Origin of the sequence: Gemmobacter sp., from assembly GCF_046292685.1 — a bacterium.
Classification (GTDB): Bacteria; Pseudomonadota; Alphaproteobacteria; order Rhodobacterales; family Rhodobacteraceae; genus Wagnerdoeblera.
Genome location: NZ_JBKBQM010000006.1, coordinates 1 through 23,579 on the forward strand (window position 1 = coordinate 1; position 23,579 = coordinate 23,579).

The following is a 23,579-nucleotide window of genomic DNA, read 5'->3' on the forward strand; positions in this document are numbered from 1 at the left end:
TGGTCAGCAGCCGGTCGCGGTTCTTGGTGAAGACCGTCGGCACCCAGACGGGATCGTCGATGCCGAGGCCCACGAACCAGCGGAACATCAGGTTATACTGCATCTGTTCCATCAACTGCCGTTCCGAGCGGACCGAAAACAGGATCTGGATCAGGCTCGCCCGGATCAACCGCTCCGGCGCAATCGAGGGCCGGCCAAAATCGGTGTAAAGCGCCTCGAACTCGGCATCGAGACTGGCCAGCGCCTCGTTGACCACCTGCCGGATCTTGCGCAGCGGATGCCGGGCGGGGATGCGCTCTTCAAGATCGACATAGCTGAACAGCGACCCGCTCGCCTCGTCCGTCCCGCGCATCATCACCCCCACCGTTGTCGTGCAAAGGGTGAAACATGTTCCTAACTCCGGGTCGAGGGCTGACTTCTTCAGCAGCCTGCTAGACCAGCCGGGCACCCTCCACCGCGGCACGCACGAAATCGGCGAACAGCGGGTGGGGGGCGAAGGGCTTGGATTTCAGCTCGGGGTGGAACTGCACCCCGATGAACCAGGGGTGCCCCTTGACCTCGACGATCTCGGGCAGACGTCCGTCGGGCGACATGCCCGAAAACACCAGACCGCAGGATTCCAGCTTGTCGCGGTAACGGATATCCACCTCATAGCGGTGGCGGTGGCGTTCCTCGATCTGGGTGGTGCCGTACACCTCGGCCACCTTCGACCCCGGCGCCAGCGTGGCGCTGTAGGCGCCCAGCCGCATCGTGCCGCCCTTGTCGTCGGTCGCCTTGCGTTCGACCTTGTGGTTGCCCTGCACCCATTCCTTCAGGTGGTAGACCACGGGGGTAAAGCGTTTGGCCCCTGCCTCGTGGTCGAATTCCTCGGACCCGGCATCGGCCATTCCGGCCAGGTTGCGCGCCGCCTCGATCACCGCCATCTGCATGCCAAGGCAGATGCCCAGATAGGGCACGCCCTTTTCGCGGGCGAATTGCGCCGCCTTGATCTTGCCTTCGGTGCCGCGTTCGCCAAAGCCGCCGGGCACCAGAATGGCGTGAAAGCCCTGCAACCACGGTGCCGGATCCTCGCGTTCGAAGATTTCCGCGTCGATCCATTCGGCGCGCACCTTGACCCGGTTGGCCATGCCGCCGTGGGTCAGCGCCTCGGCGATGGATTTATAGGCGTCTTCCAGCTGGGTGTATTTGCCCACCACCGCCACGCGCACCTCGCCTTCGGGGTGGGTGATGCGGTCCATCACGTCTTCCCAACGCGCCAGGTTGGGCCGCGGCGCCGGCGAGATGCCGAAGGCATCGAGCACCGCCTGATCCAGCCCCGCACGGTGATAGGCCAGCGGCGCCTCGTAGATGGTCTTGAGGTCATAGGCCGGGATCACGGCATCCTTGCGCACGTTGCAGAACAGCGCGATCTTCTCGCGCTCGCGGTCCGGGATCGGGTGCTCGGACCGGCAGACCAGCACATCGGGCGCAAGGCCGATGGATTGCAGTTCCTTCACGCTGTGCTGCGTGGGCTTGGTCTTCAACTCGCCGCTGGCGGCCAGGTAGGGCAGCAGCGTCAGATGCATCAGGATGCACTGGCCGCGAGGACGTTCGTGGATGAACTGGCGGATCGCCTCGAAGAACGGCAAGCCTTCGATATCGCCCACGGTGCCGCCGATCTCGCACAGCATGAAATCGCACTCATCCGCACCGATCCGCAGGAAGTCCTTGATTTCGTTGGTCACATGGGGGACCACCTGAATGGTCTTGCCCAGATAGTCGCCTCGGCGTTCCTTTTCCAGCACATTGGAATAGATGCGCCCCGAGGAAATCGAGTCGGTCTTGCGCGCGGCAACCCCGGTAAAGCGTTCGTAATGGCCAAGGTCCAGGTCGGTTTCCGCGCCATCGTCGGTGACGAAGACTTCGCCATGCTCGAACGGGCTCATCGTTCCGGGATCCACGTTCAGATAGGGGTCGAGCTTGCGCAACCGCACCGAATAGCCACGCGCCTGCAACAGCGCCCCGAGCGCGGCCGAAGCCAGCCCCTTGCCAAGCGACGAAACGACACCACCGGTGATGAAGATGTAACGAGCCAAGGCGGCCTCCCGTGGGCATGGGCGCAGAATCGCACCATCACGGGAATCCAGCTTTTAGCAGGACCGCGGCAGTGCGCAATGCACGTCTAGGATTGGGGGCACGATTTCCGCCCCCGACAAGCGGTTGTATCAGTCCACCCGCGGCGGCGTCAGCGGCTGGTCGCCCAGGCCGGGCGGCAGCAGGCTGGACCCGGGCGCTGCCGGTGCCGCCGGGGCGGTGGTTCCGCCCGTGGTGTCGATCACCGAGGTGGACGAGGCGTTCTGCCGGGCCAGAACCGTCAGCGTGATCGAGGTGGCGATGAACGCTACCGCCAAACCCCAGGTCACCTTGCCCAGAGCCGTGGCCGCCGACCGGCCCGAAACGACGCCACCGCCGCCGCCCATGCCAAGCCCGCCCCCTTCGGAGCGCTGCAGCAGCACAACGCCGATCAGCGCCAGCGCAAGGATCAGATGGACGGTGAGAACGACGTTTTCCATGCGCAAGGGGACCTGTCTGCTGCCGACAGGGCTATCTAGTCGGACCGTGCCCGAGGCGCAAGGGCCAAGGCTGCGGCACCGGCGGCGGTCAGCCGGTTTCCACCAGTTCCAGCGGCAAGCCGTCGGGGTCGGCGAAAAAGGTGAAGCGGGCCCCGGTCAGCGGATCGGTGCGCACAGGCTCCACCACCACGCCCTGCCCGGTCAACCAGTCCATCCAGACCGCCAGATCCTGCACGGCCAACGCGATGTGGCGCGCGCCGGCCGCCTCGGGGCGCGTCGGCCGCGGCGGCGGATCGGGAAAGCTGAACAGTTCCAGCTGCGCCCCGCAAGGCAGGCGCAGGTCCAGCTTCCACGACGAACGCTCGGCGCGCCAGGTCTCGGCCAGCACCGGCAGGCCCAGCACCTGCGTGTAGAATGCGCGGGCGCGATCATAGTCCGACACGATCAGCGCGACATGGTGCAGGCGGCGAAAGGGCGGTGCAGGCATGCGGTGTTTTTCCTGTTTCGCAGCCGGGGTGCTGCCGCTATAGGAAGGCGGGTTTTCAAGAGAGGCAAGGACCGTCGCAATGGCCAACGTGGTTGTCGTGGGCGCCCAGTGGGGCGACGAAGGCAAGGGCAAGATCGTCGACTGGCTGTCGGAACGCGCCGATGTGATCGCGCGCTTTCAGGGCGGGCACAATGCCGGGCACACGCTGGTCATCAACGGCAAGGTCTACAAGCTGAACGCCCTGCCTTCGGGGGTGGTGCGTGGCGGCAAGCTTTCGGTCATCGGCAACGGGGTGGTGCTGGACCCCTGGCACCTGGTCGAGGAAATTCGCAAGATCCGCGAACAAGGCGTTGAAATCACGCCGGAAACGCTGATGATCGCCGAAAACGTGCCGCTGATCATGCCGTATCATGGTGAACTTGACCGCGCGCGCGAGGCGCAGGCTGCCGGTTCCAAGGCCCAGATCGGCACCACCGGGCGCGGCATCGGCCCGGCCTACGAAGACAAGGTCGGCCGCCGCGTGATCCGCGTGGCGGACCTGGCCGATGCCGCAACGCTGGAATTGCGGGTGGACCGCGCGCTGGTGCATCACAATGCGCTGCGCGCCGGGCTGGGCCTCGACCCCATCGACCGCACCGCACTGCTGGCGGCCCTGGCCGAGATCGCGCCGCAGATCCTGCCCTATGCCGCCCCGGTCTGGCAGGTGATGAACGACCTGCGCCGCGCCGGCAAGCGCATCCTGTTCGAAGGCGCGCAAGGCAGCCTGCTCGACATCGATTTCGGCACTTACCCTTACGTCACCTCGTCGAACGTCATCGCCGGTCAGGCCGCGACCGGCGTGGGCCTTGGCCCCAATGCCATCGGTTTCGTGCTGGGCATCGTCAAGGCCTATACCACCCGGGTCGGCGAAGGCCCCTTCCCCACCGAACTCAAGGACGACATCGGCGAACGCCTGGGCCAGCGCGGGCACGAATTCGGCACCGTCACCGGCCGCAAGCGCCGCTGCGGCTGGTTCGATGCCGCGCTGGTGCGACAGACCTGCGCGATTTCCGGCATCAACGGCATCGCGCTGACCAAGCTCGACGTGCTGGACGGCTTCGACACACTGAAGATCTGCGTGGGCTATGACCTGGACGGCAAGCGGCTGGATTTCCTGCCGACCGCGGCCGACCAGCAGGCCCGTTGCGTGCCGATCTATGAGGAGGTCGAGGGTTGGCACGAATCGACCGAAGGTGCCCGGTCCTGGGCCGACCTGCCGGGCGCCGCGATCAAGTATGTGCGGCGGATCGAGGAACTGATCCAGTGCCCGGTGGCGATGCTGTCCACCAGCCCGGAACGCGACGACACCATCCTTGTCACCGACCCCTTCGCGGACTAGCTGACCGGAAACCACCGGAGCCGCCGATGACCCACCGCAACCGCAAGCGCCTGGCGCTGTTCATCCTGCTGGTCGGCATGCCGACCTATGTCGTGCTGGCGGCAACGGTCGTGGGCTGGATCGACCGGCCGTCGATCTGGGTCGAGCTGTTGGTTTATGCCGGGCTCGGCGTGGCGTGGGTTGTGCCGCTGCGCCGGGTGTTCCTGGGTGTGGCGCAGCCCGACCCCGGAAACGACAACGACGGCCCCGCAGGGCCGTCGCGCTAGGTCTGCGAAAAACGGTTCAGCGCGCGGCCTTGCGCGCCTTGGCCAGCGCAGGAGAGCCTTCGGGCAGCGTGAACATGCCACGACGCGCCTTCACGATGCGGCCTTCGCGCAGCAAGGTGCCAAAGGCTGCCATCGCCGCCTCGCGGCTTTCGGCCGCCTCGTCGGCGGCGGCAAGACGCATCAGTTGCGGGCGGTTGAACCCCTCCAGCCCTTCGGCGGCCATCAGCCAGGCGCCGGCCGCTTCCAACCGGTCGGCCAGGTCTTGCGGTGCGGTTTCGGCAGCCCAGTCAGCAAAGGCGCCAAGGCCGCCGAACAGGTTCGACGGGCCGCCCTCGAGGGTATCGCCCTGGTCAGGCTCGCTGTCGTCGAAGGCAAGGGCAGTGGCCGTGGCGGTCCGGGAGGGGCGCGTGGGCATCGGCGCAGGCCGGTCGATGCGCTGCGCCGACACCAACACCAGCGGCGCCACCCGCGACGTCTCGGTGCTGGGTGCACCGGCAGGCGCCGAGGCTTCGCCCGGGCGACGCGGCCGCACGGCGCTGGCCAGATCTTCGCGGTAAGCGGCGCTGACATCCGCAGCGGGTCGCGCGGCTTCGGCATTGCGGGGCGCCAGACGTTCGGCCACCGTCGCGGCGACGGCGGCCTTGAGATGCGCGATGGTCGAGGTGCGGCGGCGGGTTTCGGCTTCGGCCATTTCGGTATCGGCGTGGCGCAACAGCCGGTCCACCGCCGCTTCGTCGCGCGGCGGGGCGTCGGGAACCGAGGGGCGGCGGATTGCGGCCCGTTCCGGCCGGACCGGCCGCGCCGGGCTGACCGGTGTGCCAGGCGCAGCCGACCCGGCCTCGGGCCGAGGTGCGACCGGGCGCTGCGTGACCGGCCGCTGCGCCACGGGGCGCGCCGGCATCGGGCGCGACGGGCGAACAGGGGCGGCCGGCTGCCGGGCCTCGGCGGCAGCGCGAGCCTCCGCCTCGGCAGCGGCGCGAGCTTCCGCCTCGGCGACAGCGCGAGCTTCGGCCTCGGCGATAGCGCGAGCTTCGGCCTCGGCAGCTGCGCGGGCTTCGGCCTCCGCAGCAGCGCGGGCTTCGGCCTCCGCAGCAGCGCGAGCTTCCGCCTCGGCGATAGCGCGAGCTTCGGCCTCCGCAGCAGCGCGGGCTTCGGCCTCGGCAGCGGCGCGGGCCTCGGCTTCAGCAGCGGCGCGGGCTTCGGCCTCGGCGGCAGCGAGCGCTTCGGCCTCGGCTGCAACGCGGGCCTCAGTCTCGACGACGGCCGGGGCGGGAACCTCTGCTGCAGGGGGGGCGCGGCGCACCTTGACGACGCGAACGCGAGCCGGCGGTTCGGGCAGCGGCGCGGGCGCGGGCCGGGTTTCCGGCCCGGCAAGACGAGAGATCAGCGCAGCAACATCATCTTCGGCGGCAGCGGCCGGTGCAGGCGCGGCAACGTTCGGGCTGCCTGCCCCGGCAGCCTCGGCCTGAACCTCGGCCTCGATCCCCTCCAGCGTCGCTTCGAGCGCATCGAGATCGAAGTCCACCGCAGCGGCAGGCTCGGCCGGCCGGGACTCTGCCAGCGGTTCGCCGGCAGGCTCTGCAACAGCAGGATCGGGCGCGCCGGAGGCACCGGCAGCCTCGGCGGCGGCACGCGCGGCAGCTTCGCGGTTCAGGCGCCGTTGCCGACGACGCAGATGCCAACCCGAGACCTGACGCGGGGCCGGAGGCTCCGCAACCGGCGAAGCTACGGCGGGCGCTTCGGCGACCATCGTTTCGTCAGCGGTGGTTGCGTCGGACACCGCTTCGGCGGCGGCCGATGCGGCCGGCGCCTCGGCGGGTTCGGCGGCTGCGGCAAGCTCGATGGGGGCCTCGGGCGGAACCGAAGCAGGCGCCTCCTCGGCCACGACCGTTTCAGCTTCGGTATCGGCTTCGGGCGGGGGGGCGGCGGGTTCCGGAGTGGCCGCCACAGGAACGACCGCTTCGGCCTCGGGCCAGTCGCCGGATTCGCTTGCAAGTGGCGTGTTGTCTTCGGGCAGATCCTCGATGAGGTCGGCGGCCGGCGCCGGCGGCAGAGGCGCGGCTTCCGGCAGCTCGGCGTCTTCGATCTCGTCCAAGGTCGGCGCGGCGGCGCGGCTGCGATCCACCGCAGCGCGGATGCGGGCCAGTTTGGCCACGACACCTTCGTCCACGCCGCGCAGCTTCGGCGCCGGCTCGCCCCCTTGGGCGACGCGCGGCGTGGCGTCAACCGGCGCGACGGCGGGCGTGGCCACAGGTTCGGCCGGACGGGTCTTGACCGGCGCATCCAGCAGGTCGGCCGCGCGCAGGATGACGCCGTTGTCCTGGATTTTCGCCTCCACCCGGCGCTGAATCTCGCGCTCGGCAATGCGGTGCAGCATGGCGGCATCGGGCTGCGGCGGTTCGGCCCCGAAATAGCGGTCTTCGGCCGCGAGGTCGCGGAAATACTCGGCAATCGCCTTCATCGTGCCGAACGGGTCGTCGAACCCCTCCAACGTGCAGGAGAAGGTCCCGTAGGAAACGGTTAGGATCCGGTTCTGCGACACCATGACGTTCTGCCTTCTGCCTTTGGCCTTCATGCCCTTGTCGGTTCCTGATGGATCGATTCCGTGATCCGGCGGTGGCAATTTGAAGGATTGATCGTGTCCGCCGTTGCCAATGCCTGCCTTAATTGGAATGAGTTTCCGCATGGATAACGCGATTGTCGAGTCACATCAGGGCGTGACGCTGGTGGGGGGGGCGCCGGTGACGGCGGCTGCCCTGGCGCTGGCGCTGACCCATGCGCCGCGGCTGGTGGCGGCCGACGGGGGGGCAGACCGGCTGTTGCGCCTGGGGCACTTGCCCGAGGCGGTGATCGGCGACATGGATTCGCTTTCCGCCCCGGCGCAGATGCGGCTGGCAGGGCGCATCCACCGCATCGCCGAACAGGAAACCACCGATTTCGACAAGGCGCTGCGCAGCATTTCGGCGCCCTTCGTGCTGGGCCTCGGCTTTGCCGGGGCGCGGCTGGACCATGGGCTTGCGGTGCTGAACGGCCTTGCGCGCCACCCCGACCGGCGCTGCCTGATCCTGAGCGGGCAGGACGTGGCCTTTCTGGCGCCGTTGCGGCTGGAGCTGGCCTTGCCGCCCGGTTCGCGCCTGTCGCTGTTTCCGCTGGGGCCGGTGTCGGGCACCAGCGAAGGTTTGCGCTGGCCGATCGACGGTTTGCGCATGGCCCCCGACGGGATGATCGGCACCTCGAATCAGGTGGTGGCGCCGCGGGTGCGGCTGGGCTTCGACGCGGCGCGGATGCTGGTCATCCTGCCGCGCGTGCGCCTGCCTGCCGTGCTTGCCGCACTTTCGCTGCCGTCACCCGTTCGCGGTGGATGATGTAAAGGCCCGAGGCGACAATCACGCCGATGCCCGCCCAGGTCAGCGCGTTGGGAAAATCGCCGAACACGAGGTAACCGAGCGTCGCGGCCGACACGATTTCCAGGTAATGCAGCGGCGCCAGCGTGGCCGAAGGCGCAAGCTTGAGCGCATAGGTCATGAACATGTGGCTGACCGTGGCTGCCAGCCCCACGCCGAACAGCCAGGCCCAGGCCAGCCCTTCGGGCCAGACCGGATCGAGCGTGGCGATGCCGGTGCCTTCGGCCAGCACCACCACCGGCAGGCAGATCGCCGCCGCCACCCAGGCGGTGTGGAACTGCATCGCCTCGGGCGTCATGGCGCGCGAGGCTTCGCGGGTGATGAGCATGTAGGCCGCAAAGCTGAACGCCGTGCCGACCGGCAAAAGCGCGATCCAGCCGAAGGTGGCAAAGGACGGCTGAATCACCATCAGCGCGCCCAGGAACCCGACCGCCGAGGCCGCGATCCGGCGCGGCCCCACCTCGTCGTCGAAGATCAGCCGCCCGAGGATGAGCAGGATGAACGGCTCGACAAAGGCGATGGCCAGCGCGTCGGCAATCGGCATGTGGCTGACCGCCCAGACAAAGGTGAAGGTCGCCGTGATCGACGCGAGCGCGCGCCAGAGCGTCAGCCGCAAGGCGCGGGCCGAGATCCGCAACCCCTGGCCCAGCAGAAACAGCAAGGGCAGCATCAGCCCGCCTTGCACCACGAAACGGGCCAGCGTGATCTGACCGACCGGCACCGTTGCCGACGCCAGTTTCGAGGCGACGTCGATCAGCGGCGCAATCGCGCAAAAGCCCAGCATCAGCGCCACGCCGGGCAAGATACGGTCGTTGGTGGCGTTCATCGCGCAGATCCTTGCGGCGCGCACCTGGCGGTGCCGTCGGCAGCGGGGGTTTTGCACCCCCGCTCCCCCGCAGGATATTTCCGCAAGGTGAAAGGCAAGGGCCGAGGCGTGAGTATCCCGGCCGCTTGCCGGCGTCCAGAAGCAAAAGCGGGGGCAGGGTTGCGCCCCCCCTGCCCCCGCCGCCTGCCTGCGGCGTTACTGGCGCGCCTTGAGGTTCCAGATGCCGCCCGAGACGACCGAAATCGTCACGTCATTGGCCCCCTGGTGGTTTTCAGGGGTGTAGCGGATGCGGGTATCCAGCAGCTCGTCCTGATAGTCGAGGCTTTCCATCGCGGCGCGGAAACTGTCTTGCGTCAGATCCTTGCCGGCCGCTTCCAGCGCACGCACCAGCGTGTCGGCGGTGGTGTAGCCCAGCATGGCAAAGCCGGTCGCGGGCTGGCCGTATTTTGCGGTGTAGTCGGCGATGAACCTGGCCGGCACCGGATCGTCCTTGCGGGCCTGCAGGTCGACCCAGCCGGCGGCCGCGTAAAGCCCGTCGGTCACGCCGCCGGGCACGGCCGCCACCGCCTCGAGGAAGCCGGCCGAGGTGGCCAGGAATTTCACATCCGTCCAGCCGAGCTGCTTGGCGGTGCCGACCACGGTGATGCCGGCGCGCACGCCGAGCGCCATCGTCACCACCTGGCAACCGTCGGCACGCAACTTCTGCACGGCGCCGACGAAATCCTGCTCGTCGGGCTTGTGGGTGGTTTCGGACACGAAGGTCATGTTGGCCGCCGCCGCCTGTTCCTTGGTGGCGGCCGAGATTTCCATGCCGAAGTCGGTCGGCAGATACATGGTGCAGACCTTGGTCGCACCGTAGGTTGCGTTCAGGTATTTCATCCCTGCGACCGTCTGGTCGTAGTAGCTGGAAAAGGCGGTGAACTTGTTGGGGCTGTTGGGCTCGGGCAGCATTTCGCGCGCGGCCGTCAGCGGGTTGATGTTGAAGATGCCTTTCGGGTCCATGATCTGGAAGCCCGCCAGGTTGTGCGGTGTGCCGAGGCTGAGGATCATGGCAAAGACCTGGTCGCGATTCACCAGCTTGTTGTAGGCCTGCGTGGCCTTCGGCAGCTGATAGCCGTGATCCTCGACCACGAAGCGGATCTGGCGGCCGTGAACGCCGCCCGCGGCATTAGCCTGTTCGATGCGCAGCATGGCGCCGTTGATGGCCGGAACCCCGACGGCGGCGAAGATGCCGCTGAGGTCGTTGACCGAGCCGATCACCACTTCGGTGTCGCTGACGCCTTGCGTTTGCGCCGAAGCCTGGGCCAACCCCAGCGCCAGGGCGCCGGCGGCCAGTGCGGTTATCGTGCGTTTCATGGTTTCTCCTCCCTTTTTCCCGGTGCCGGGCCTTAACGATACATGTCGTCGATCAGCGCCTTGTGTTTTTTCTCCACGAAGCTGCGCTTGAGCTTCATGGTGGCGGTCAGTTCTTCGTCCTCGGCGGTCAGCAGCACGTCGATCAGCCGGAAATCCTTGATCTGCTCGACCCTGGCGAATTCGCGGTTCACCGCGTCGATTTCCGCGCGGATCAGTTCCTGCACGGCTTGCGCGCGGGTCAGCGAGGCGAAATCGGCATAGGGCACCCGGTGGGTCTGGGCGAATCTCTCGACATTCTCCTGGTCGATCATCACCAGGGCGGTCAGATACTTGCGCCGGTCGCCGATGATGACCGCATCGGAAATGTAATGGCTGAACTTCAGCCGGCTTTCGATTTCGGCCGGGGTGATGTTCTTGCCGCCGGCGGTGATGATGATGTCCTTGAGCCGCCCGGTGATGGTCAGGAAACCATCGTCGTCGATGTGGCCGATGTCGCCGGTGCGCAGCCAGCCATCTTCGGTAAAGGTTTCGGCGGTCTTTTCGGGCAGGTTCCAGTAGCCCTTGAAATTGGCCAGCGTCTTCGACTGGATTTCGCCATCGGGTGCGATGCGCAACGCGGTGCCGGGCATGGCGGGGCCGACGGTGCCCAGGCGGTTGGCGCCGGGGCGGTTCACCGTGCAGGTCGCGGCATTTTCGGTCATGCCATAGCCTTCGTAGACCGGCACCCCGATGGCGCGATACCAGCGCAAGAGCGCCGGGCTGATCGGCGCGGCCCCCGATATGCCCTGCTTCAGCCGATCCATCCCCAGCAGCTGGCGCAGGTTGCGAAACACCATCAGATCGGCCAGCGCCACCGCCGCGCGCTGCGGCAGCGTCAGGGCGCGGCCCTGCGCCTCGGCATCGGCGCGCAGCATCCCGGCCTTCATCGCAAGGCCATAGGCCACGCGCCCGACCCAGGTCGCCTCTTGCGCGAGGATCAGCACGCGGGAATAGATCTTTTCCCACACCCGGGGCACGGCGGAAAACGTGGTCGGGCTGACCTCGCGCAGGTTGTCGAACACGGTTTCGGGGCTTTCGGCAAAGTTCACCACCGATCGCACTGCTATGGGAAAATAGGCCGAATTGTTGCGTTCGAAGATATGGCACAGCGGCAGGAAGCAAAGCTGTTCGGCCCCAGCGTCGATGGCCAGTTCGCGCAGGCCCGCCTGCATGGCCGACAGGATGTTTTCATGGCTGAGCATGGCGCCTTTCGGTGCCCCGGTGGTGCCCGAAGTGTAGATCAGCAGCGCCACGTCCTCGGGGCGGCCACGTTCGATTTCCGCCTCGAAGGTGCCGGGGCGTTCGGCCTCCTCCTGCTGACCCAGGGCGTAAAGCTCTGGCAGAAACAGGAAACGTTCGCCCTTCAGGTCGTGCAGGCCCTCGTCCTCGAGGATCACGACCCGCTCCACGCCCGGCGCGCCATCGGGGATTTCCAGGAACTTGTCGAGCTGTTCCTCGTTTTCCACGATCAGGAAGCGGCAGCCGGAGTCGCGCAGGATATAGGCCACCTGCGCTGCGGAATCGGTGGTGTAGATGCCCGAGGAAATGCCGCCCACACACTGCACGCCCTGGTCGAAATAGAGCCACTCCTTGCGGTCTTCCGACAGGATCTGTACCACGTCGCCGCGTTTCAGCCCCAGGCGGCGCAGCCCGAGGCCGATCCATTTCGCGTGTTTCCAGTAGTCGCCCCAGGTGAAGGCGCGCCAGATGCCCAGCGTCTTTTCGCGGTGGGCGATGCGCCCGGGTTCGGCGGCGCAGCGGGCAGCAAACAGGCGGCTGATGGTATCGCAGCCGTCGACCAGCACCGGACGGCTGCCGGGTTCGGCGTTGATGGCAACGCCCTTGACCACGGTCATTTCGGGGATGGCGGCGTGGCGGGTCATGCTCATCTCCAGGTCTTGCGGCGCTTCCAGCGGCGTTCGCCGCGCGCACCTTCATTGGCGTGACCAAGATAGAAGTTGCGGATATCCTCGGAGGCCGCCAGCCGCTCGGCGCTGCCGTTCATCACGATGCGGCCCAGTTCCAGCACATAGCCGTCGTCGGCCAGTTCCAGCGCCACCGCAGCGTTCTGTTCCACCACCATCATCGTCACGCCTTCGTCGCGCTTGAGCCGCTTGAGGATGGCAAAGATTTCCTGCGTCAGCAGCGGCGACAGGCCAAGACTGGGCTCGTCCAGCAGCATCAGTTTCGGGCGCAGCATCAGGCCGCGGCCGATGGCCAGCATCTGCTGCTGGCCGCCCGAGAGGGTTCCGGCCTCTTGCGCGCGGCGTTCGGCGAGAATCGGGAAATAGCTGAACACCAGATCGCGGTCGCGGGCGATTTCGGCCCGGTCGCGCCGGGTATAGGCGCCAAGGGCAAGGTTTTCCTCGACCGTCAACAGGGGAAAGACCTCGCGGCCTTCGGGGACGTGCACGATGCCGGCCTGCACGATGCGGTGCGGCTCCCACCCGGCGATGTCCTGACCCTGAAAACGGATTTCGCCCTTTTCGGGGTCCATGATGCCCGAGACGGTCTTGAGCAGCGTGGTCTTGCCTGCGCCGTTGGCACCCAGCACGGTGACCACCCGGCCGGGGTGCACCTGCAGCGAAACCCCGCGCAAGGCCATGATCGGGCCGTAGAAGGTTTCGAGGTTGCGGATGTCGAGAAGGGGGGGCGTCATGCGAATTCACCCGTTGCAATGGGGGGCGCTGCCCCCCGTCGCGCAAGCGCGACTCCCCCCGGGATATTTGAGGACAGGAAATGAAGGGGGCCCGCAGGGAGGTGGTTCATCGGCGCGCGCCCCTTGCATCGGCGGTCTTGGAAATGGCGCCGGTGCCCAGATAGGCCTCGATCACCGCGGGGTGGGATTGCACCTTGAACGGCGTGCCCTCGGCGATGCGGCGGCCGCCGTCGAGCGCCAGCACCCGATCGCAGACCTTGGCCACCAGCCCCATGTCATGTTCCACCATCAGCACAGTGATGCCCATGTGGCGGCGGATGTCGTCGATCCACCAGCGCATGTTCTGTGTTTCCTCCACCGACAGCCCCGAAGCCGGTTCGTCGAGCAGCAGGAGCCGCGGCTTGCTGGCCAGGGCACGGCCGAGCTCGACCACCTTGCGCACCCCGTAAGGCAGGCCCGCGATGCGCTGGTCGCGGTAGGGTTGCAGATCGAGAAAGTCGATCACCTCCTCGACCGCGGCGCGATGGGCGCGCTCCTCGTCACGGACGCGCGGGGTGAACAGCATGTTTTCCACCATGCCGGCGCGGCGATGCCGGTGGCGGCCGACCAGCAGGTTCTGCAGGACGGTGGCCTGGTGGAACAGTTCGATGTTCTGGAACGTGCGCGCAATGCCGAGCGACGGCACCCGGTGCGCCGGCAACGCCAGCAGATCGGCGCCGTCGAACCGGATGGCCCCGGAAACCGGCGTGTAGAACCGGGAGATCAGGTTGAAGACCGTGGATTTGCCCGCGCCGTTCGGCCCGACCAGCGCAAAGACCTGGCCTTCCTCGACCGACAGGGACAAGGCGTTCACGGCGGTCAGCCCGCCGAACTTCAGGGTGACGTCGCGGATGTCGAGCAGGCTCACCGCAGGCGCTCCGTCTTGAGGTAGGATTTCTGGCGGCGGAACATGTCCTTGCGGGCAAAGGGGAACAGTTCCAGCCAGACGCGGATCTTCAGCCAGCGGCCGTAAAGGCCCATCGGCTCGAACAGGATGAACAGGATCAGCAGCCCTCCGAACACCGCCGCCTCGAGGCCGGGAATGGCCACCCCGCGCCCGAGCGTATCGGTCACGATCGACAACAGCTGCGGCAGGAAGGCGATGACCACCGCACCGAGGAACGCGCCGTGGATGAAACCCAGCCCCCCCACCACGATCATCATCACCAGCTGGATCGAGATGAGGAAGTTGAAGGTTTCGTTGTTGAACACCTCGGAAAACAGGCCCATCAGCGCGCCGCCGAGCCCGGTGATGGCGCAGGACAGGCCGAAGGCAAGGGTCTTGGTGCGCGCCACGTCCACGCCCATCGCCTGGGCCGAAATCTCGGAATCGCGCACCGCGGCAAAGCTGCGGCCCAGCGGCGTGCGCAGGATGTTGCGGTAGGCCCAGGTGACCAGCACCACCACCGCCAGCGCCAGCCAGTACCATGCGGCCGGATTGGACCAGCGGTTGAACTCGACCCCCAGAATGGTCACCGGCGGGGCATACTTGCCGTTGACGCCGCCGGTCCAGGCCGCAAGCAACACGATGATGTCGTCGGCCAGGATCGCAAGGGCCAGCGTGGCGATGGCCAGATACACCCCGTGCAGCCGCAAGGCCGGCACCGCGATGGCCGCGCCCACCAGCCCCGTCACGACCCCGGCCAGCAGGAACGCGGCGACAAAGGGCAGGCCCGCCTCCATCAGCAGCACGCAGGCATAGCACCCCAGCGCCATGAAGGCCGAATGCCCGAGGCTGACCTGCCCGGTCTGCCCGGTCAGCAGCATCAGCCCCAGCCCGGCCACCGCCCAGATCAGCACATTCGTTGCCTCGCCGACGTAGAAGTCGTTGATGAGAAACGGCAAGGCCACCGCCAGCGCCAGAAGCGCCAGGTAGAGGCCCCGCTTCCACCAGTCGGGAAACAGGTCGATGTCGGTGTCATAGCTGGTCTTGAAGTGGAACCGCATCGCTTACACCTTTTTCGTGCGCACTTGCGCGAACAGGCCATGCGGGCGGAACACCAGCACCAGGATCAGCAGCGCATAGGGGGCGATCTGGCTGTAACCGGGCGGCAGATAGCGGCCGGCGAAGGGCTCGATCACCCCGACGATCAGCCCCCCCAGCAGCGCGCCCGGCAGCGACCCGAAGCCGCCGATCACCGCCGCAGCAAAGGCCTTGATGCCGATGAAACCGGCGTTGGGCTCCAGCGCGCCCTTCGAGGCATACAGGATGCCCGCCACCGCCGCCACGATGCCCGCCAGCGCCCAGACCAGGCCCTGCACCCGCTTGACCGGAATGCCCATGTAATAGGCCGCCATCTGGTTCTGGCTGGCCGCCTGCATGGCGAGGCCCACCTTGGTCTTCTGGAAGAACTGCCACAGCAGCAAGGTCAGGATCAGCGTGACGACGATGACCGCAAGGTCCACCGTGCGCAGCACGACGCCGCCGAAACGGATGTCGCCAAGCGCCAGCGGCGAATGCAGCGACTGCGGCTCGTGCCCCCAGATTGCCCCGGCGACGAAGCGCAGGATGAAGCCGAGCGCGATGGTCAGGATGATGATGGCGGTCTGGCTTTGGCCGAACACCACGCGCAGGATGGTGGCGTCGATGGCATAGCCGATCGCCCCCATGAGCAGAAAGACCAGCGGCAGCGCCAGCCAGAACGGCAGCCCGGCATATTCGGGGTTCACAAGGCCCAGCGTGACGAAGGCGCCCAGCATCATGAAGTCGCCCTGGGCGAAGTTCACCGCTTCGGTGGCCTTGTAGATCAGCACGAACCCCAGCGCGACCAGACCGTACACGCAGCCGTTCGCAAGCCCGCTGACCAGCAGCTGCAAGACGTCCATCCAATCCTCCCATCGGCGGGCCGTCCTCTGTCGGGGCGGTCCCGCATGCCTGTCCTGCCCCGGTTCCGGGACGGACAGTTTTGTGGCGTGAACGTCATGTTGGCATGTCGGCGCCCTGCGTCAATGGGGTTGCGGGCATGACGCAACGGAAACCCCAGGCCAGGAAAAAACCCCGCCCGGTCAAGGGCGGGGTTCGTTTCGACAGGCAAAGACGCGATCAGGCGTGCAGCTTCTTGCCCTTGACGCCCGACCACAGCTTCTTGTTGGTCAGGTACAGCAGCGAGGTCAGCACGATCAGGAAGATCACGGCGGTAAAGCCGGCCTGCTTGCGCGCCATCATCTTGGGCTCGGCCGTCCACATCAGGAAGGCGGCCACGTCCTGCGCCATGTGGTGCACGTCGTTGCCGTGGCCGTCGGCGTATTCCACCTGACCATCCGACAGCGGCGGGGCCATCGCGATCCAGCTGCCCGGAACGGTCGAGACGCCCTTTTCGTCCTTGCAGCCTTCCGGCACAGCGCCGGCGGCGAAGGCGGTGTTGTAGTAGAAGCCGTCGATCCCGTCCGGGGCGCAGGCCGGGTTATCCTGATAGCCGGTCAGCAGCGAGGCGATGTATTCCGGCCCGCCGATGCCGCGCAGGAACTGGTTGATCCCCAGACCATAGGGGCCGTGGAAACCGGCGCGCGACTTGGCCATCAGGCTGAGGTCGGGCGCGTTCGACAGGCTCGACCCCGGGAAGGGGTCGGTCGGCACGCGCGGGCGGTCCTCGCCGCTTTCCTTGTCGGTGATCTCGGCCAGGTTCGCGGCATAGGCGCGCACCTGGTCGGCGGGCAGCTGCGGCCCGCCTGCGTCGGCCAGCGACCGGATCGGCACGAACTTCAGCCCGTGGCAGGCCGAACACACCTCGGTAAAGACCTGAAGGCCGCGCTGCAGCTGCATCTGGTCGTAGGTGCCGAAGGGCCCTTCGAAGCTGAAGGCGAAGTCCTCGACATGGCCGGCACCGCCGGCCGCCAGGGCCGGAGCCGCCGACAGCGACAGCGCCGCAAGGGCCGAAAGGGTGAGTTTGCGGATCATGGATATTGTCCCCTGTCTCACTCGGCCGGCTGGCCATAGTGGGCTTTGAAATCGTCCTCGATGGTCGCGGGCTGCGGCAGCGGCTTTTCGATCAGCCCCAGCAGCGGCAGGATCAAGAGGAAATAGGCGAACCAGTAGGTTGCCGCGATCAGCGAGATCCAGGTGTAGATCCCTTCGGCCGGCATCGCGCCCACCCAGGTCAGCACCACGAAGTCCACCACCAGCAGCCAGAACCACCACTTGAACATCGGGCGATACTTGCCCGACCGCACCGACGAGGTGTCCAGCCACGGCACCAGCGCCATGACCGCGATCGCGCCGAACATCGCCAGCACGCCGAAGAACTTGGCGTCAACGATCCCGAAGGTCAGGAACTGCACCAGCTGCACCACCCAGACGTCGCCGGTAAAGGCGCGCAGGATCGCGTAGAACGGCAGGAAATACCATTCCGGCACGATGTGCGCCGGCGTCGCCAGCGGGTTGGCCATGATGTAGTTGTCGGGGTGGCCCAGGTAGTTGGGCATGAAGCCGACGATGGCAAAGAACACGATCAGGATGACGCCGAGCGCGAACAGATCCTTGATGACATAGTAGGGCCAGAACGGCACGGTGTCCTTTTCCGCCTCGGCCTTCGAGGTGCGGCGCACCTCGACCCCGGTGGGGTTGTTGTTGCCGGTGGTGTGGAACGCCCAGATGTGCACCGCCACCAGCGCCGCGATGACGAAGGGCAGCAGGTAATGCAGGCTGAAGAAGCGGTTCAGCGTGGCGTTATCGACCGCCGGCCCGCCCAGCAGCCAGGTCTGGATATCGGGGCCGATCCCGGGGATCGCGCCGAACAGCCCGGTAATCACCGTGGCGCCCCAGAACGACATCTGCCCCCAGGGCAGCACGTAGCCCATGAAGGCGGTGGCCATCATCGCCAGATAGATCAGCATGCCGACGATCCAGGTCACCTCGCGCGGCGCCTTGTAGGAACCGTAGTAGAGACCGCGGAAGATGTGCAGATACACCGCCACGAAGAACAGCGAGGCGCCGTTCGCGTGCAGGTAACGCAGCATGTGGCCGCCGTTGACGTTGCGCATGATGTGCTCGACGCTGGCGAAGGCCAGATCGACATGCGGGGTATAGTGCATCACCAGCACGATGCCGGTCACGATTTGCAGCACCAGGCAGAACGCCAGCACGATGCCCCAGATCCACATCCAGTTCAGGTTCTTGGGCGTGGGGATCATCAGCGTGTCATAGGCCAGGCCCAGAATGGGCAGGCGCTTGTTCAGCCACTTCTCGAAGCCGGACTTCGGCTCGTAATGGTCGTGGGGAATACCAGCCATGGGTCGCTCCTCAGCCCAGCTTGATCGTGGAATCGTCGGCAAACACGGCGACGGGGATGTGCAGGTTCTCGGGCGCGGGGCCCTTGCGGATGCGGCCGGCGCTGTCGTAATGCGACCCGTGGCACGGGCAGAACCAGCCGCCGAAATCGCCTGCGCCATCCCCGATCGGCACGCAGCCGAGGTGGGTGCACACGCCCGACATCACCAGCCATTCGCCGGCTTCGTCCATCGTGCGGTTGACATCCGAGGCGTCGGCGCCTTCGCGGTTGGGGTTGCGCGCCGAACGGTCGGGCAGCTGGTCCAGCGGGGTTGCGCGGGCGGCCTCGATCTCGGCTTCGGTGCGGCGGCGAATGAACACCGGCTTGCCGAGGTATTTCACGGTCAACTGTGTGCCGACTTCAACGCCCGAGACATCGACGAAGATCGACGAGAGCGCCTGCACGTCGGCCGACGGATTCATCTGATTGACCAGCGGCCAGACCGCCGCGCCGGTGGCAACCACCCCTGCGCCGGCGGTGGCATAATACAGGAAGTCCCTGCGGGTGCCTGCGGTATCGTCTGCGTGGGACACGTATCCAAACTCCCTCTGAGGGCCGGGTGGCCGGCCCAATGCGGTGCAAGGCAGCGCCCTGACGCTCCCTTCGCGGTCGGCTTTTAGCCCCCTGCCCGCGTCGCGTCCAGCGTGCAAAGCGCCACATAGCCGCGGATTTTGCGGTTGCGATGCGTCAATGCGGCGCGGGGGCTTGATCGGTGCGCGTTTCGCACCGGGCGCGCTCAGCCCAGTTGCGACCAGGCAAGGCGCGCAGCGAACACCAGAAAGAACACCGCGACCCCGGCATTGATGACGGGCGCTGCGCGCAAGTAGGCCCGCGCCGCCACCGGCGTCGAAAACGCAAAGGCGTAGACGGAGTGAATCAGGAACGACAGCGTGCAGGCCCCAATGCACAGCAGCGCCAGATCCGCCGCCTCGGCCCGCGCCACGGGAAACATCGCCAGAACCGCAACCCAGGTGGTCAGCGCCTTGGGGTTGCTGGCGTTGACCGACAGCGACCGCAGAAAGGCCCCCTGCATGCCCACGCCGGCGCGCCCTTGCATGGGCATCGCGGTGCCGCGCGCGCGCCACCCCTGCCCGGCCGCACTCAGGTATCGGCTGGCGAACCAGATCAGCAGCCCGCAAGCCAGCAGCGTCATGGCCGTGCGCAACCACGGCGCATGCTGAAAGGCCACCGACAGGCCCAGGCTCATGCCCAGGCACCACAGCCCGATGCCGAGGCCGACCCCCAGTGCCGAGCCGATGCCCGCGCGCCGCCCCGAACCGATGGCGAGTGCGATGGTGTTGAGCACGTTGGGCCCAGGCGTGGCGATGTTCATCGCAAGAAACGCCCAAACCGTCAGGAACGACGACAGGGGCACCGCCAGATCAGGCAAGACCGGCCCCCTGCCTCTTGCCGATTGTCATGGATGTTCCCCCTCCGCCCGGCCTGTACGTGGGTAATGCCACGTGATGCGTCCGGGCGGAAGGGGGTGGAGGCGGCCCGCGCCGCCCCCTGTCAGGCCGCGCGGGTCAGGCGTCGGCCAACCGGGTGATCTCTTCCTTCAGGCGCAGCTTCTGCTTTTTCAGCTCTGCAATCTTGAGCGGGTCCGCACCCGGGCTGCGCTGTTCCTTTTCCACCATGTCAGAAAGATGCTCGTGCTTGCGGCGCAGTTCGTGCAGGTGCGAAGCAATGGTCATGTCAGGCTCCCTTCCGATTGTGAACGTAAGGGTAGTGCAACACGAAATCCGAGTCGTGTCACCAAAACTCGGTGTCACGAGCCCGTCATAATGCCGCAATTCAATCGAATCCCGCCAGGGCCGCGCCATCGCGCAGCACCGCCCGCGCTGCGGGGCTGTAATTCTCGCGGTCGCCGTCATGGGCCGGGCCATCGTGCAGGATCAAGGGGGCCAGCAGGCGGAAGGGGCCGCGCGCCCCCTTGCGCGCCCGCAGGATCACCCGGTTGGCCGGCCGCCCCGGGCGCGGCGCCAGCGGCAGCACGGAAACCGCGCCGAAACCCTCCATCCCGGCCAGCAGATCGGGCAGCCGATCGGCCAGCTGGATCAGCGTGAGCCAGCCGCCCGGCTGCAGGCGGCGGCGCGCGGCAGCCAGCCAGTCGGCCAGCGGCGTCGCCTCGCGCTGAGCGGTTTCCCGGCCGGGATCGCGGGCGGCGGTGCCGTCTTGCGGCGCAAAATAGGGCGGGTTGGCGATGACGTGGTCGAAAGGGATTCGCAACGCCGGCGGCATGTCGCGCAGGTCGCCTTCGTGCACCTCGAGGCTGATGCCGCTGACGCAGGCGTTGTGGCGGGCAAGCTCGGCATATTCGGGCTGCAATTCCAGCCCCGACAGCCGCAGCCCCGCCACCCGGGTGCCAAGGCACAAGGACGCCACCCCGACGCCGCAGCCCAGTTCCAGCACCGATTGCCCGGTGCGCGCCGGGCAAGCCGCCGCCAGCAGCACCGGGTCGGCCGCCGCACGATAGCCCCGACGCGGCTGCGAGAGCCGCAACCGCCCGCCCAGAAACAGGTCCTGGGTCTGATCCTCGGGGGCGAAGGTCACGGGCTGGGCTCCAGCCCGTTGTCGGCCAGCACGGCCCGGGCCACGAAGGCATCCCGGTCAGCCACCATCAGGCGGCGCGGCAGGATGCCGATCGAACCTTCGAGGATGCTTGTGTGGACGTCCAGCACGAAGGCCGCTATACCCTCGCCGGAAAGCAGCGCCTCGGCAAAGGCGATCTGGGTCGGATCGGTGCTGCGCAGGATTTCCCTCATGGGACCGGGTTAACGGCAGGCTGCGGGCTTGTCGAGACGGGGCGAAGGAAGATGGCCTTGGACAGCAACGCAACGAAACCGCATGACCGGCTGGCACAGGCGCTGGCCGACGAGATGGCCGCCGTCAACGCCCTGATCCGCGACCGCATGGCCAGCGAACATGCGCCGCGCATCCCCGAGGTGACGGCGCATCTGGTAGAGGCCGGCGGCAAACGGCTGCGCCCCATGCTGACGCTGGCCGCAGCACGCCTTCTGGGCGGCGCGGGGGACCGGGCGGTCAAGCTGGCAGCGACGGTCGAGTTCATCCACACCGCCACGCTGCTGCATGACGATGTGGTGGACGAAAGCACCCGGCGCCGCGGGCGGCCGACGGCAAACCTGCTGTGGGACAACAAGTCGAGCGTGCTGGTGGGCGACTACCTGTTCGCGCGCAGCTTCCAGCTGATGACCGAGTGCAATTCGCTGGCAGTGATGGCGGTGCTGGCCAATGCCTCGGCGGTGATCGCCGAAGGCGAGGTGCTGCAACTCACCGCGGCGCAGAACCTGGGCACGACCGAGGCGGTCTATCTGCAGGTGATCCGCGGCAAGACCGCCGCCCTGTTCGCCGCCGCCTGCGAGGTGGGGGCGATGGTGGCAGGCGGCAGCGCCGCGCAAGTGGCGGCGATGCGCGCCTATGGCGATGCGCTGGGGATTGCCTTCCAGATGGCCGACGACCTGCTGGATTACGGCGGGACATCGGCGATCGGCAAGAACATCGGCGACGATTTCCGCGAACGCAAGCTGACCTTGCCGGTGATCCGCGCCGTGGCGGCGGCCGATGCGACCGAACGGGCCTTCTGGGAACGGGTGATCGAAAAGGGCGACCAGCGCGAAGGCGACCTGGACGAGGCGCTGCGCCTGATGCGCCGCCACGGCACGCTCGAGGCGACGCGGGCCGAAGCGAACGCCTGGGCCGAGACGGCGCGCGCGGCGCTGGCCGAGATGCCGAAGCATCCGGTGCAGGCGATGCTGGCGGATCTGGCCGCCTATGTGGTCGCGCGGTTGACCTGAGGTCTGTGCTGGCGGAAGGCGCGGACCGGGGGTTTCACACCCCCGGACCCCCGTGGGATATTTTCGGACAGAAAATGGGCAGGATCAGGCACCGGGCAGCGCCTGGACCAGCGCCATGAAGTGCTCGCCGCGTTTTTCGAAGTTGGGGTATTGGTCGAAGCTGGCGGCGGCCGGGGCCAGCAGCACGGTATCGCCGGGTTCCGCCTCGGCCGCCGCGCGGGCGACGGCACGGTCCAGCGTTTCGCAGATTTCCTGCGGGGTGGCGCCCAGTTGAGTGGCGAAGTCGCGCGCCGAATGGCCGATCAGATAGGCCTTGACCACATTGCCGAGGTCGGGGGCGAGCGCCGCGATGCCGCCGTCCTTGCCCAGGCCGCCGGCGATCCAGCGGATGCGGGGAAAGGCGCGCAAGGCCTGGGCGGCGCTGTCGGTGTTGGTGGCCTTGGAATCGTTGACGAAGCGCACGCCGCCGATGTCGCGCACCAGCTGGCTGCGGTGCGGCAGGCCCCTGAAGCTGGCCAGCGCGGCCTCGATTTCGCGCGGAGCGAGGCCGAGGGCACGGGTGGCGGCCCAGGCGGCGGCCGCGTTCTGGTGGTTGTGGGCGCCCGGCAGGCCGTCAAGGCCCCGCAGGTCGCACGACGCCACCTGCCGCCCCTTGCGCCATTCCGCGAGAAAGCCCTTGCGCGCAAAGACCGACCAGCCGAACCCTTCGAGCTTTTGCCCCGAGGAGATGCGGATGACCCGGTCGTCCATCGGGCCTTGCGACAGTTGCCCGGCCAGGAACGCGCCTTCGGCCTCGTCGACGCCGATCACGGCGCGGTCGGGGCCGCCTTCGGCAAACAGCCGGCGCTTGGCGGCGAAATAGCCGCCCATGCCGTTGTGCCGGTCCAGATGGTCGGGCGACAGGTTGGTGAACACCGCCACATCGGGGGTCAGGGCGCGCGCGAGCTCGGTCTGATAGCTGCTGAGTTCCAGCACCACGAAGGCGCCGTCCCCGGGCGGGTCGATATCCAGCACGCCGCGGCCGATGTTGCCGGCCATCTGCACCGGGCGACCCGATTCGGCCAGGATATGCGCGACCAGCGCCGTGGTGGTGGACTTGCCGTTGCTGCCGGTGATGGCCACCACGCGCGGGGGACGGTCCAGCGCGGCCCAGTCGGCCTGGCCCAGCGAACGGAAGAACAGCCCGATGTCGTTATCCACCGGGATGCCAAGCGCCATCGCCCGGGCAATCGCCGGGTGCGGCCGCGGGTAAAGATGCGGGATCCCGGGCGAGGTGACGAGGCAGGCAAGACCCGACAACACCTTGTCGAGCCGCAGATCCTGCGGTTGCCAGCCTTCCGCCTCGGCCTTGGCGCGGGCCTCGGGGCTGTCGTCCCAGACCACGGGCGCGGCGCCGCCGGCCGCCAGGGCCCGCGCCGTGGCCAGCCCCGACCGGCCGAGGCCCAGAACCCCCACCCTTTGCCCTGCGAAACCCTGAACCGGGATCATCGC

The 23,579-nt window shown here is 67.5% G+C and carries 24 protein-coding genes; 4 read left to right on the plus strand and 20 right to left on the minus strand.

The window, feature by feature from the left end; genetic code table 11:
* The 4 genes from ACK4S2_RS02695 to ACK4S2_RS02710 all read right to left on the minus strand — a co-directional run.
* On the minus strand, positions 1-352 hold a 352-nt coding region (locus ACK4S2_RS02695), incomplete at its 3' end, for a transposase (RefSeq protein ID WP_409620060.1).
* Positions 353-431: 79 nt separating this feature from the next.
* Positions 432-2,075 (minus strand): CTP synthase, encoded by a 1,644-nt coding sequence (locus ACK4S2_RS02700; RefSeq protein WP_409620062.1) that lies wholly within the window; start codon positions 2,073-2,075, stop codon positions 432-434.
* A gap of 129 nt (positions 2,076-2,204) precedes the next feature.
* Positions 2,205-2,552 (minus strand): preprotein translocase subunit SecG, encoded by a 348-nt coding sequence (gene secG, locus ACK4S2_RS02705; protein WP_409620064.1) that lies wholly within the window; start codon positions 2,550-2,552, stop codon positions 2,205-2,207.
* A gap of 88 nt (positions 2,553-2,640) precedes the next feature.
* Positions 2,641-3,039 (minus strand): VOC family protein, encoded by a 399-nt coding sequence (locus ACK4S2_RS02710; RefSeq protein WP_409620066.1) that lies wholly within the window; start codon positions 3,037-3,039, stop codon positions 2,641-2,643.
* A gap of 79 nt (positions 3,040-3,118) precedes the next feature.
* Between ACK4S2_RS02710 and ACK4S2_RS02715 the strand changes: the two genes are divergently transcribed.
* Complete coding sequence (locus ACK4S2_RS02715; RefSeq protein WP_409620068.1) at positions 3,119-4,417, plus strand: adenylosuccinate synthase; 1,299 nt, start codon at positions 3,119-3,121, stop codon at positions 4,415-4,417.
* A 26-nt stretch (positions 4,418-4,443) separates the two neighbouring features.
* Entirely contained in the window at positions 4,444-4,683 is a 240-nt protein-coding gene (locus ACK4S2_RS02720; protein WP_409620070.1) for a DUF2842 domain-containing protein, read from the plus strand.
* Positions 4,684-4,699: 16 nt separating this feature from the next.
* Here ACK4S2_RS02720 and ACK4S2_RS02725 read toward each other — a convergent pair whose 3' ends face one another.
* Positions 4,700-7,258, minus strand: coding sequence for a hypothetical protein (locus ACK4S2_RS02725; RefSeq protein WP_409620072.1), 2,559 nt, complete (start codon positions 7,256-7,258; stop codon positions 4,700-4,702).
* A gap of 109 nt (positions 7,259-7,367) precedes the next feature.
* On the opposite strand from ACK4S2_RS02725, the gene ACK4S2_RS02730 reads away from it, so the two are divergent.
* Complete coding sequence (locus ACK4S2_RS02730; protein ID WP_409620074.1) at positions 7,368-8,048, plus strand: thiamine diphosphokinase; 681 nt, start codon at positions 7,368-7,370, stop codon at positions 8,046-8,048.
* Here the strand turns inward: ACK4S2_RS02730 and ACK4S2_RS02735 are convergent.
* The 14 genes from ACK4S2_RS02735 to ACK4S2_RS02800 all read right to left on the minus strand — a co-directional run bounded on the left by ACK4S2_RS02735 (position 7,975) and on the right by ACK4S2_RS02800 (position 21,038).
* Positions 7,975-8,913, minus strand: coding sequence for a DMT family transporter (locus ACK4S2_RS02735; RefSeq protein WP_409620076.1), 939 nt, complete (start codon positions 8,911-8,913; stop codon positions 7,975-7,977). The two genes, ACK4S2_RS02730 and ACK4S2_RS02735, sit on opposite strands and share 74 nt — an antisense overlap.
* Before the next feature lie 195 nt (positions 8,914-9,108).
* Positions 9,109-10,269, minus strand: a complete 1,161-nt coding sequence (locus tag ACK4S2_RS02740; protein ID WP_409620078.1) for an ABC transporter substrate-binding protein — start codon at positions 10,267-10,269, stop codon at positions 9,109-9,111.
* 32 nt (positions 10,270-10,301) lie between these two features.
* Entirely contained in the window at positions 10,302-12,197 is a 1,896-nt protein-coding gene (locus ACK4S2_RS02745) for an AMP-dependent synthetase/ligase (protein ID WP_409620080.1), read from the minus strand.
* A complete protein-coding gene (locus ACK4S2_RS02750; protein ID WP_409620082.1) occupies positions 12,194-12,967 on the minus strand; it encodes an ABC transporter ATP-binding protein in 774 nt (257 codons plus the stop codon). Before ACK4S2_RS02750 ends, ACK4S2_RS02745 begins: the two co-directional genes overlap by 4 nt.
* Before the next feature lie 106 nt (positions 12,968-13,073).
* A complete protein-coding gene (locus ACK4S2_RS02755; protein WP_409620084.1) occupies positions 13,074-13,874 on the minus strand; it encodes an ABC transporter ATP-binding protein in 801 nt (266 codons plus the stop codon).
* Positions 13,871-14,953 carry a branched-chain amino acid ABC transporter permease gene (locus ACK4S2_RS02760; protein ID WP_409620086.1) on the minus strand — a complete coding sequence of 361 codons (1,083 nt, stop codon included), beginning with the start codon at positions 14,951-14,953 and terminating at the stop codon, positions 13,871-13,873. Before ACK4S2_RS02760 ends, ACK4S2_RS02755 begins: the two co-directional genes overlap by 4 nt.
* A gap of 3 nt (positions 14,954-14,956) precedes the next feature.
* On the minus strand, positions 14,957-15,832 hold the full coding sequence (locus tag ACK4S2_RS02765) for a branched-chain amino acid ABC transporter permease (RefSeq protein WP_409620088.1): 876 nt from the start codon (positions 15,830-15,832) through the stop codon (positions 14,957-14,959).
* 217 nt (positions 15,833-16,049) lie between these two features.
* On the minus strand, positions 16,050-16,904 hold the full coding sequence (locus ACK4S2_RS02770) for a cytochrome c1 (protein ID WP_409620090.1): 855 nt from the start codon (positions 16,902-16,904) through the stop codon (positions 16,050-16,052).
* 17 nt (positions 16,905-16,921) lie between these two features.
* Positions 16,922-18,235 carry a cytochrome b gene (gene petB / locus ACK4S2_RS02775; protein ID WP_409620092.1) on the minus strand — a complete coding sequence of 438 codons (1,314 nt, stop codon included), beginning with the start codon at positions 18,233-18,235 and terminating at the stop codon, positions 16,922-16,924.
* Between the two features lie 10 nt (positions 18,236-18,245).
* On the minus strand, positions 18,246-18,806 hold the full coding sequence (gene petA / locus ACK4S2_RS02780; protein WP_409620094.1) for a ubiquinol-cytochrome c reductase iron-sulfur subunit: 561 nt from the start codon (positions 18,804-18,806) through the stop codon (positions 18,246-18,248).
* Positions 18,807-19,009: 203 nt separating this feature from the next.
* Positions 19,010-19,663 carry a LysE family translocator gene (locus ACK4S2_RS02785; protein ID WP_409620096.1) on the minus strand — a complete coding sequence of 218 codons (654 nt, stop codon included), beginning with the start codon at positions 19,661-19,663 and terminating at the stop codon, positions 19,010-19,012.
* A gap of 136 nt (positions 19,664-19,799) precedes the next feature.
* Complete coding sequence (locus ACK4S2_RS02790) at positions 19,800-19,967, minus strand: YdcH family protein (protein ID WP_409620098.1); 168 nt, start codon at positions 19,965-19,967, stop codon at positions 19,800-19,802.
* Between the two features lie 100 nt (positions 19,968-20,067).
* On the minus strand, positions 20,068-20,826 hold the full coding sequence (locus ACK4S2_RS02795) for a tRNA1(Val) (adenine(37)-N6)-methyltransferase (RefSeq protein ID WP_409620100.1): 759 nt from the start codon (positions 20,824-20,826) through the stop codon (positions 20,068-20,070).
* Positions 20,823-21,038 (minus strand): DUF2007 domain-containing protein, encoded by a 216-nt coding sequence (locus ACK4S2_RS02800; RefSeq protein ID WP_409620102.1) that lies wholly within the window; start codon positions 21,036-21,038, stop codon positions 20,823-20,825. The genes ACK4S2_RS02795 and ACK4S2_RS02800 overlap by 4 nt, the downstream gene beginning before the upstream one ends.
* 51 nt (positions 21,039-21,089) lie before the next feature.
* Here ACK4S2_RS02800 and ACK4S2_RS02805 point away from each other — a divergent pair, with 51 nt between their 5' ends.
* On the plus strand, positions 21,090-22,088 hold the full coding sequence (locus ACK4S2_RS02805) for a polyprenyl synthetase family protein (RefSeq protein WP_409620103.1): 999 nt from the start codon (positions 21,090-21,092) through the stop codon (positions 22,086-22,088).
* Between the two features lie 84 nt (positions 22,089-22,172).
* On the opposite strand, the gene murD is transcribed toward ACK4S2_RS02805, so the two are convergent.
* On the minus strand, positions 22,173-23,576 hold the full coding sequence (gene murD / locus ACK4S2_RS02810) for a UDP-N-acetylmuramoyl-L-alanine--D-glutamate ligase (RefSeq protein ID WP_409620105.1): 1,404 nt from the start codon (positions 23,574-23,576) through the stop codon (positions 22,173-22,175).
* Between the last annotated feature and the right edge of the window lie 3 nt (positions 23,577-23,579).

What these genes read in the sequence shown, in the direction of transcription:
- ACK4S2_RS02805 (WP_409620103.1), top strand. Translation starts at nt 21,090, where the DNA reads ATGGCCTTGGACAGCAACGCAACGAAACCGCATGACCGGCTGGCACAG.
- ACK4S2_RS02720 (WP_409620070.1), top strand. Translation starts at nt 4,444, where the DNA reads ATGACCCACCGCAACCGCAAGCGCCTGGCGCTGTTCATCCTGCTGGTC.
- ACK4S2_RS02770 (WP_409620090.1), bottom strand. Translation starts at nt 16,904, where the DNA reads ATGATCCGCAAACTCACCCTTTCGGCCCTTGCGGCGCTGTCGCTGTCG.
- ACK4S2_RS02800 (WP_409620102.1), bottom strand. Translation starts at nt 21,038, where the DNA reads ATGAGGGAAATCCTGCGCAGCACCGATCCGACCCAGATCGCCTTTGCC.
- ACK4S2_RS02725 (WP_409620072.1), bottom strand. Translation starts at nt 7,258, where the DNA reads ATGAAGGCCAAAGGCAGAAGGCAGAACGTCATGGTGTCGCAGAACCGG.
- ACK4S2_RS02765 (WP_409620088.1), bottom strand. Translation starts at nt 15,832, where the DNA reads ATGGACGTCTTGCAGCTGCTGGTCAGCGGGCTTGCGAACGGCTGCGTG.
- ACK4S2_RS02790 (WP_409620098.1), bottom strand. Translation starts at nt 19,967, where the DNA reads ATGACCATTGCTTCGCACCTGCACGAACTGCGCCGCAAGCACGAGCAT.
- ACK4S2_RS02760 (WP_409620086.1), bottom strand. Translation starts at nt 14,953, where the DNA reads ATGCGGTTCCACTTCAAGACCAGCTATGACACCGACATCGACCTGTTT.
- ACK4S2_RS02715 (WP_409620068.1), top strand. Translation starts at nt 3,119, where the DNA reads ATGGCCAACGTGGTTGTCGTGGGCGCCCAGTGGGGCGACGAAGGCAAG.
- ACK4S2_RS02710 (WP_409620066.1), bottom strand. Translation starts at nt 3,039, where the DNA reads ATGCCTGCACCGCCCTTTCGCCGCCTGCACCATGTCGCGCTGATCGTG.
- murD (WP_409620105.1), bottom strand. Translation starts at nt 23,576, where the DNA reads ATGATCCCGGTTCAGGGTTTCGCAGGGCAAAGGGTGGGGGTTCTGGGC.
- ACK4S2_RS02750 (WP_409620082.1), bottom strand. Translation starts at nt 12,967, where the DNA reads ATGACGCCCCCCCTTCTCGACATCCGCAACCTCGAAACCTTCTACGGC.
- ACK4S2_RS02735 (WP_409620076.1), bottom strand. Translation starts at nt 8,913, where the DNA reads ATGAACGCCACCAACGACCGTATCTTGCCCGGCGTGGCGCTGATGCTG.
- ACK4S2_RS02740 (WP_409620078.1), bottom strand. Translation starts at nt 10,269, where the DNA reads ATGAAACGCACGATAACCGCACTGGCCGCCGGCGCCCTGGCGCTGGGG.
- petB (WP_409620092.1), bottom strand. Translation starts at nt 18,235, where the DNA reads ATGGCTGGTATTCCCCACGACCATTACGAGCCGAAGTCCGGCTTCGAG.
- ACK4S2_RS02745 (WP_409620080.1), bottom strand. Translation starts at nt 12,197, where the DNA reads ATGAGCATGACCCGCCACGCCGCCATCCCCGAAATGACCGTGGTCAAG.
- secG (WP_409620064.1), bottom strand. Translation starts at nt 2,552, where the DNA reads ATGGAAAACGTCGTTCTCACCGTCCATCTGATCCTTGCGCTGGCGCTG.
- ACK4S2_RS02730 (WP_409620074.1), top strand. Translation starts at nt 7,368, where the DNA reads ATGGATAACGCGATTGTCGAGTCACATCAGGGCGTGACGCTGGTGGGG.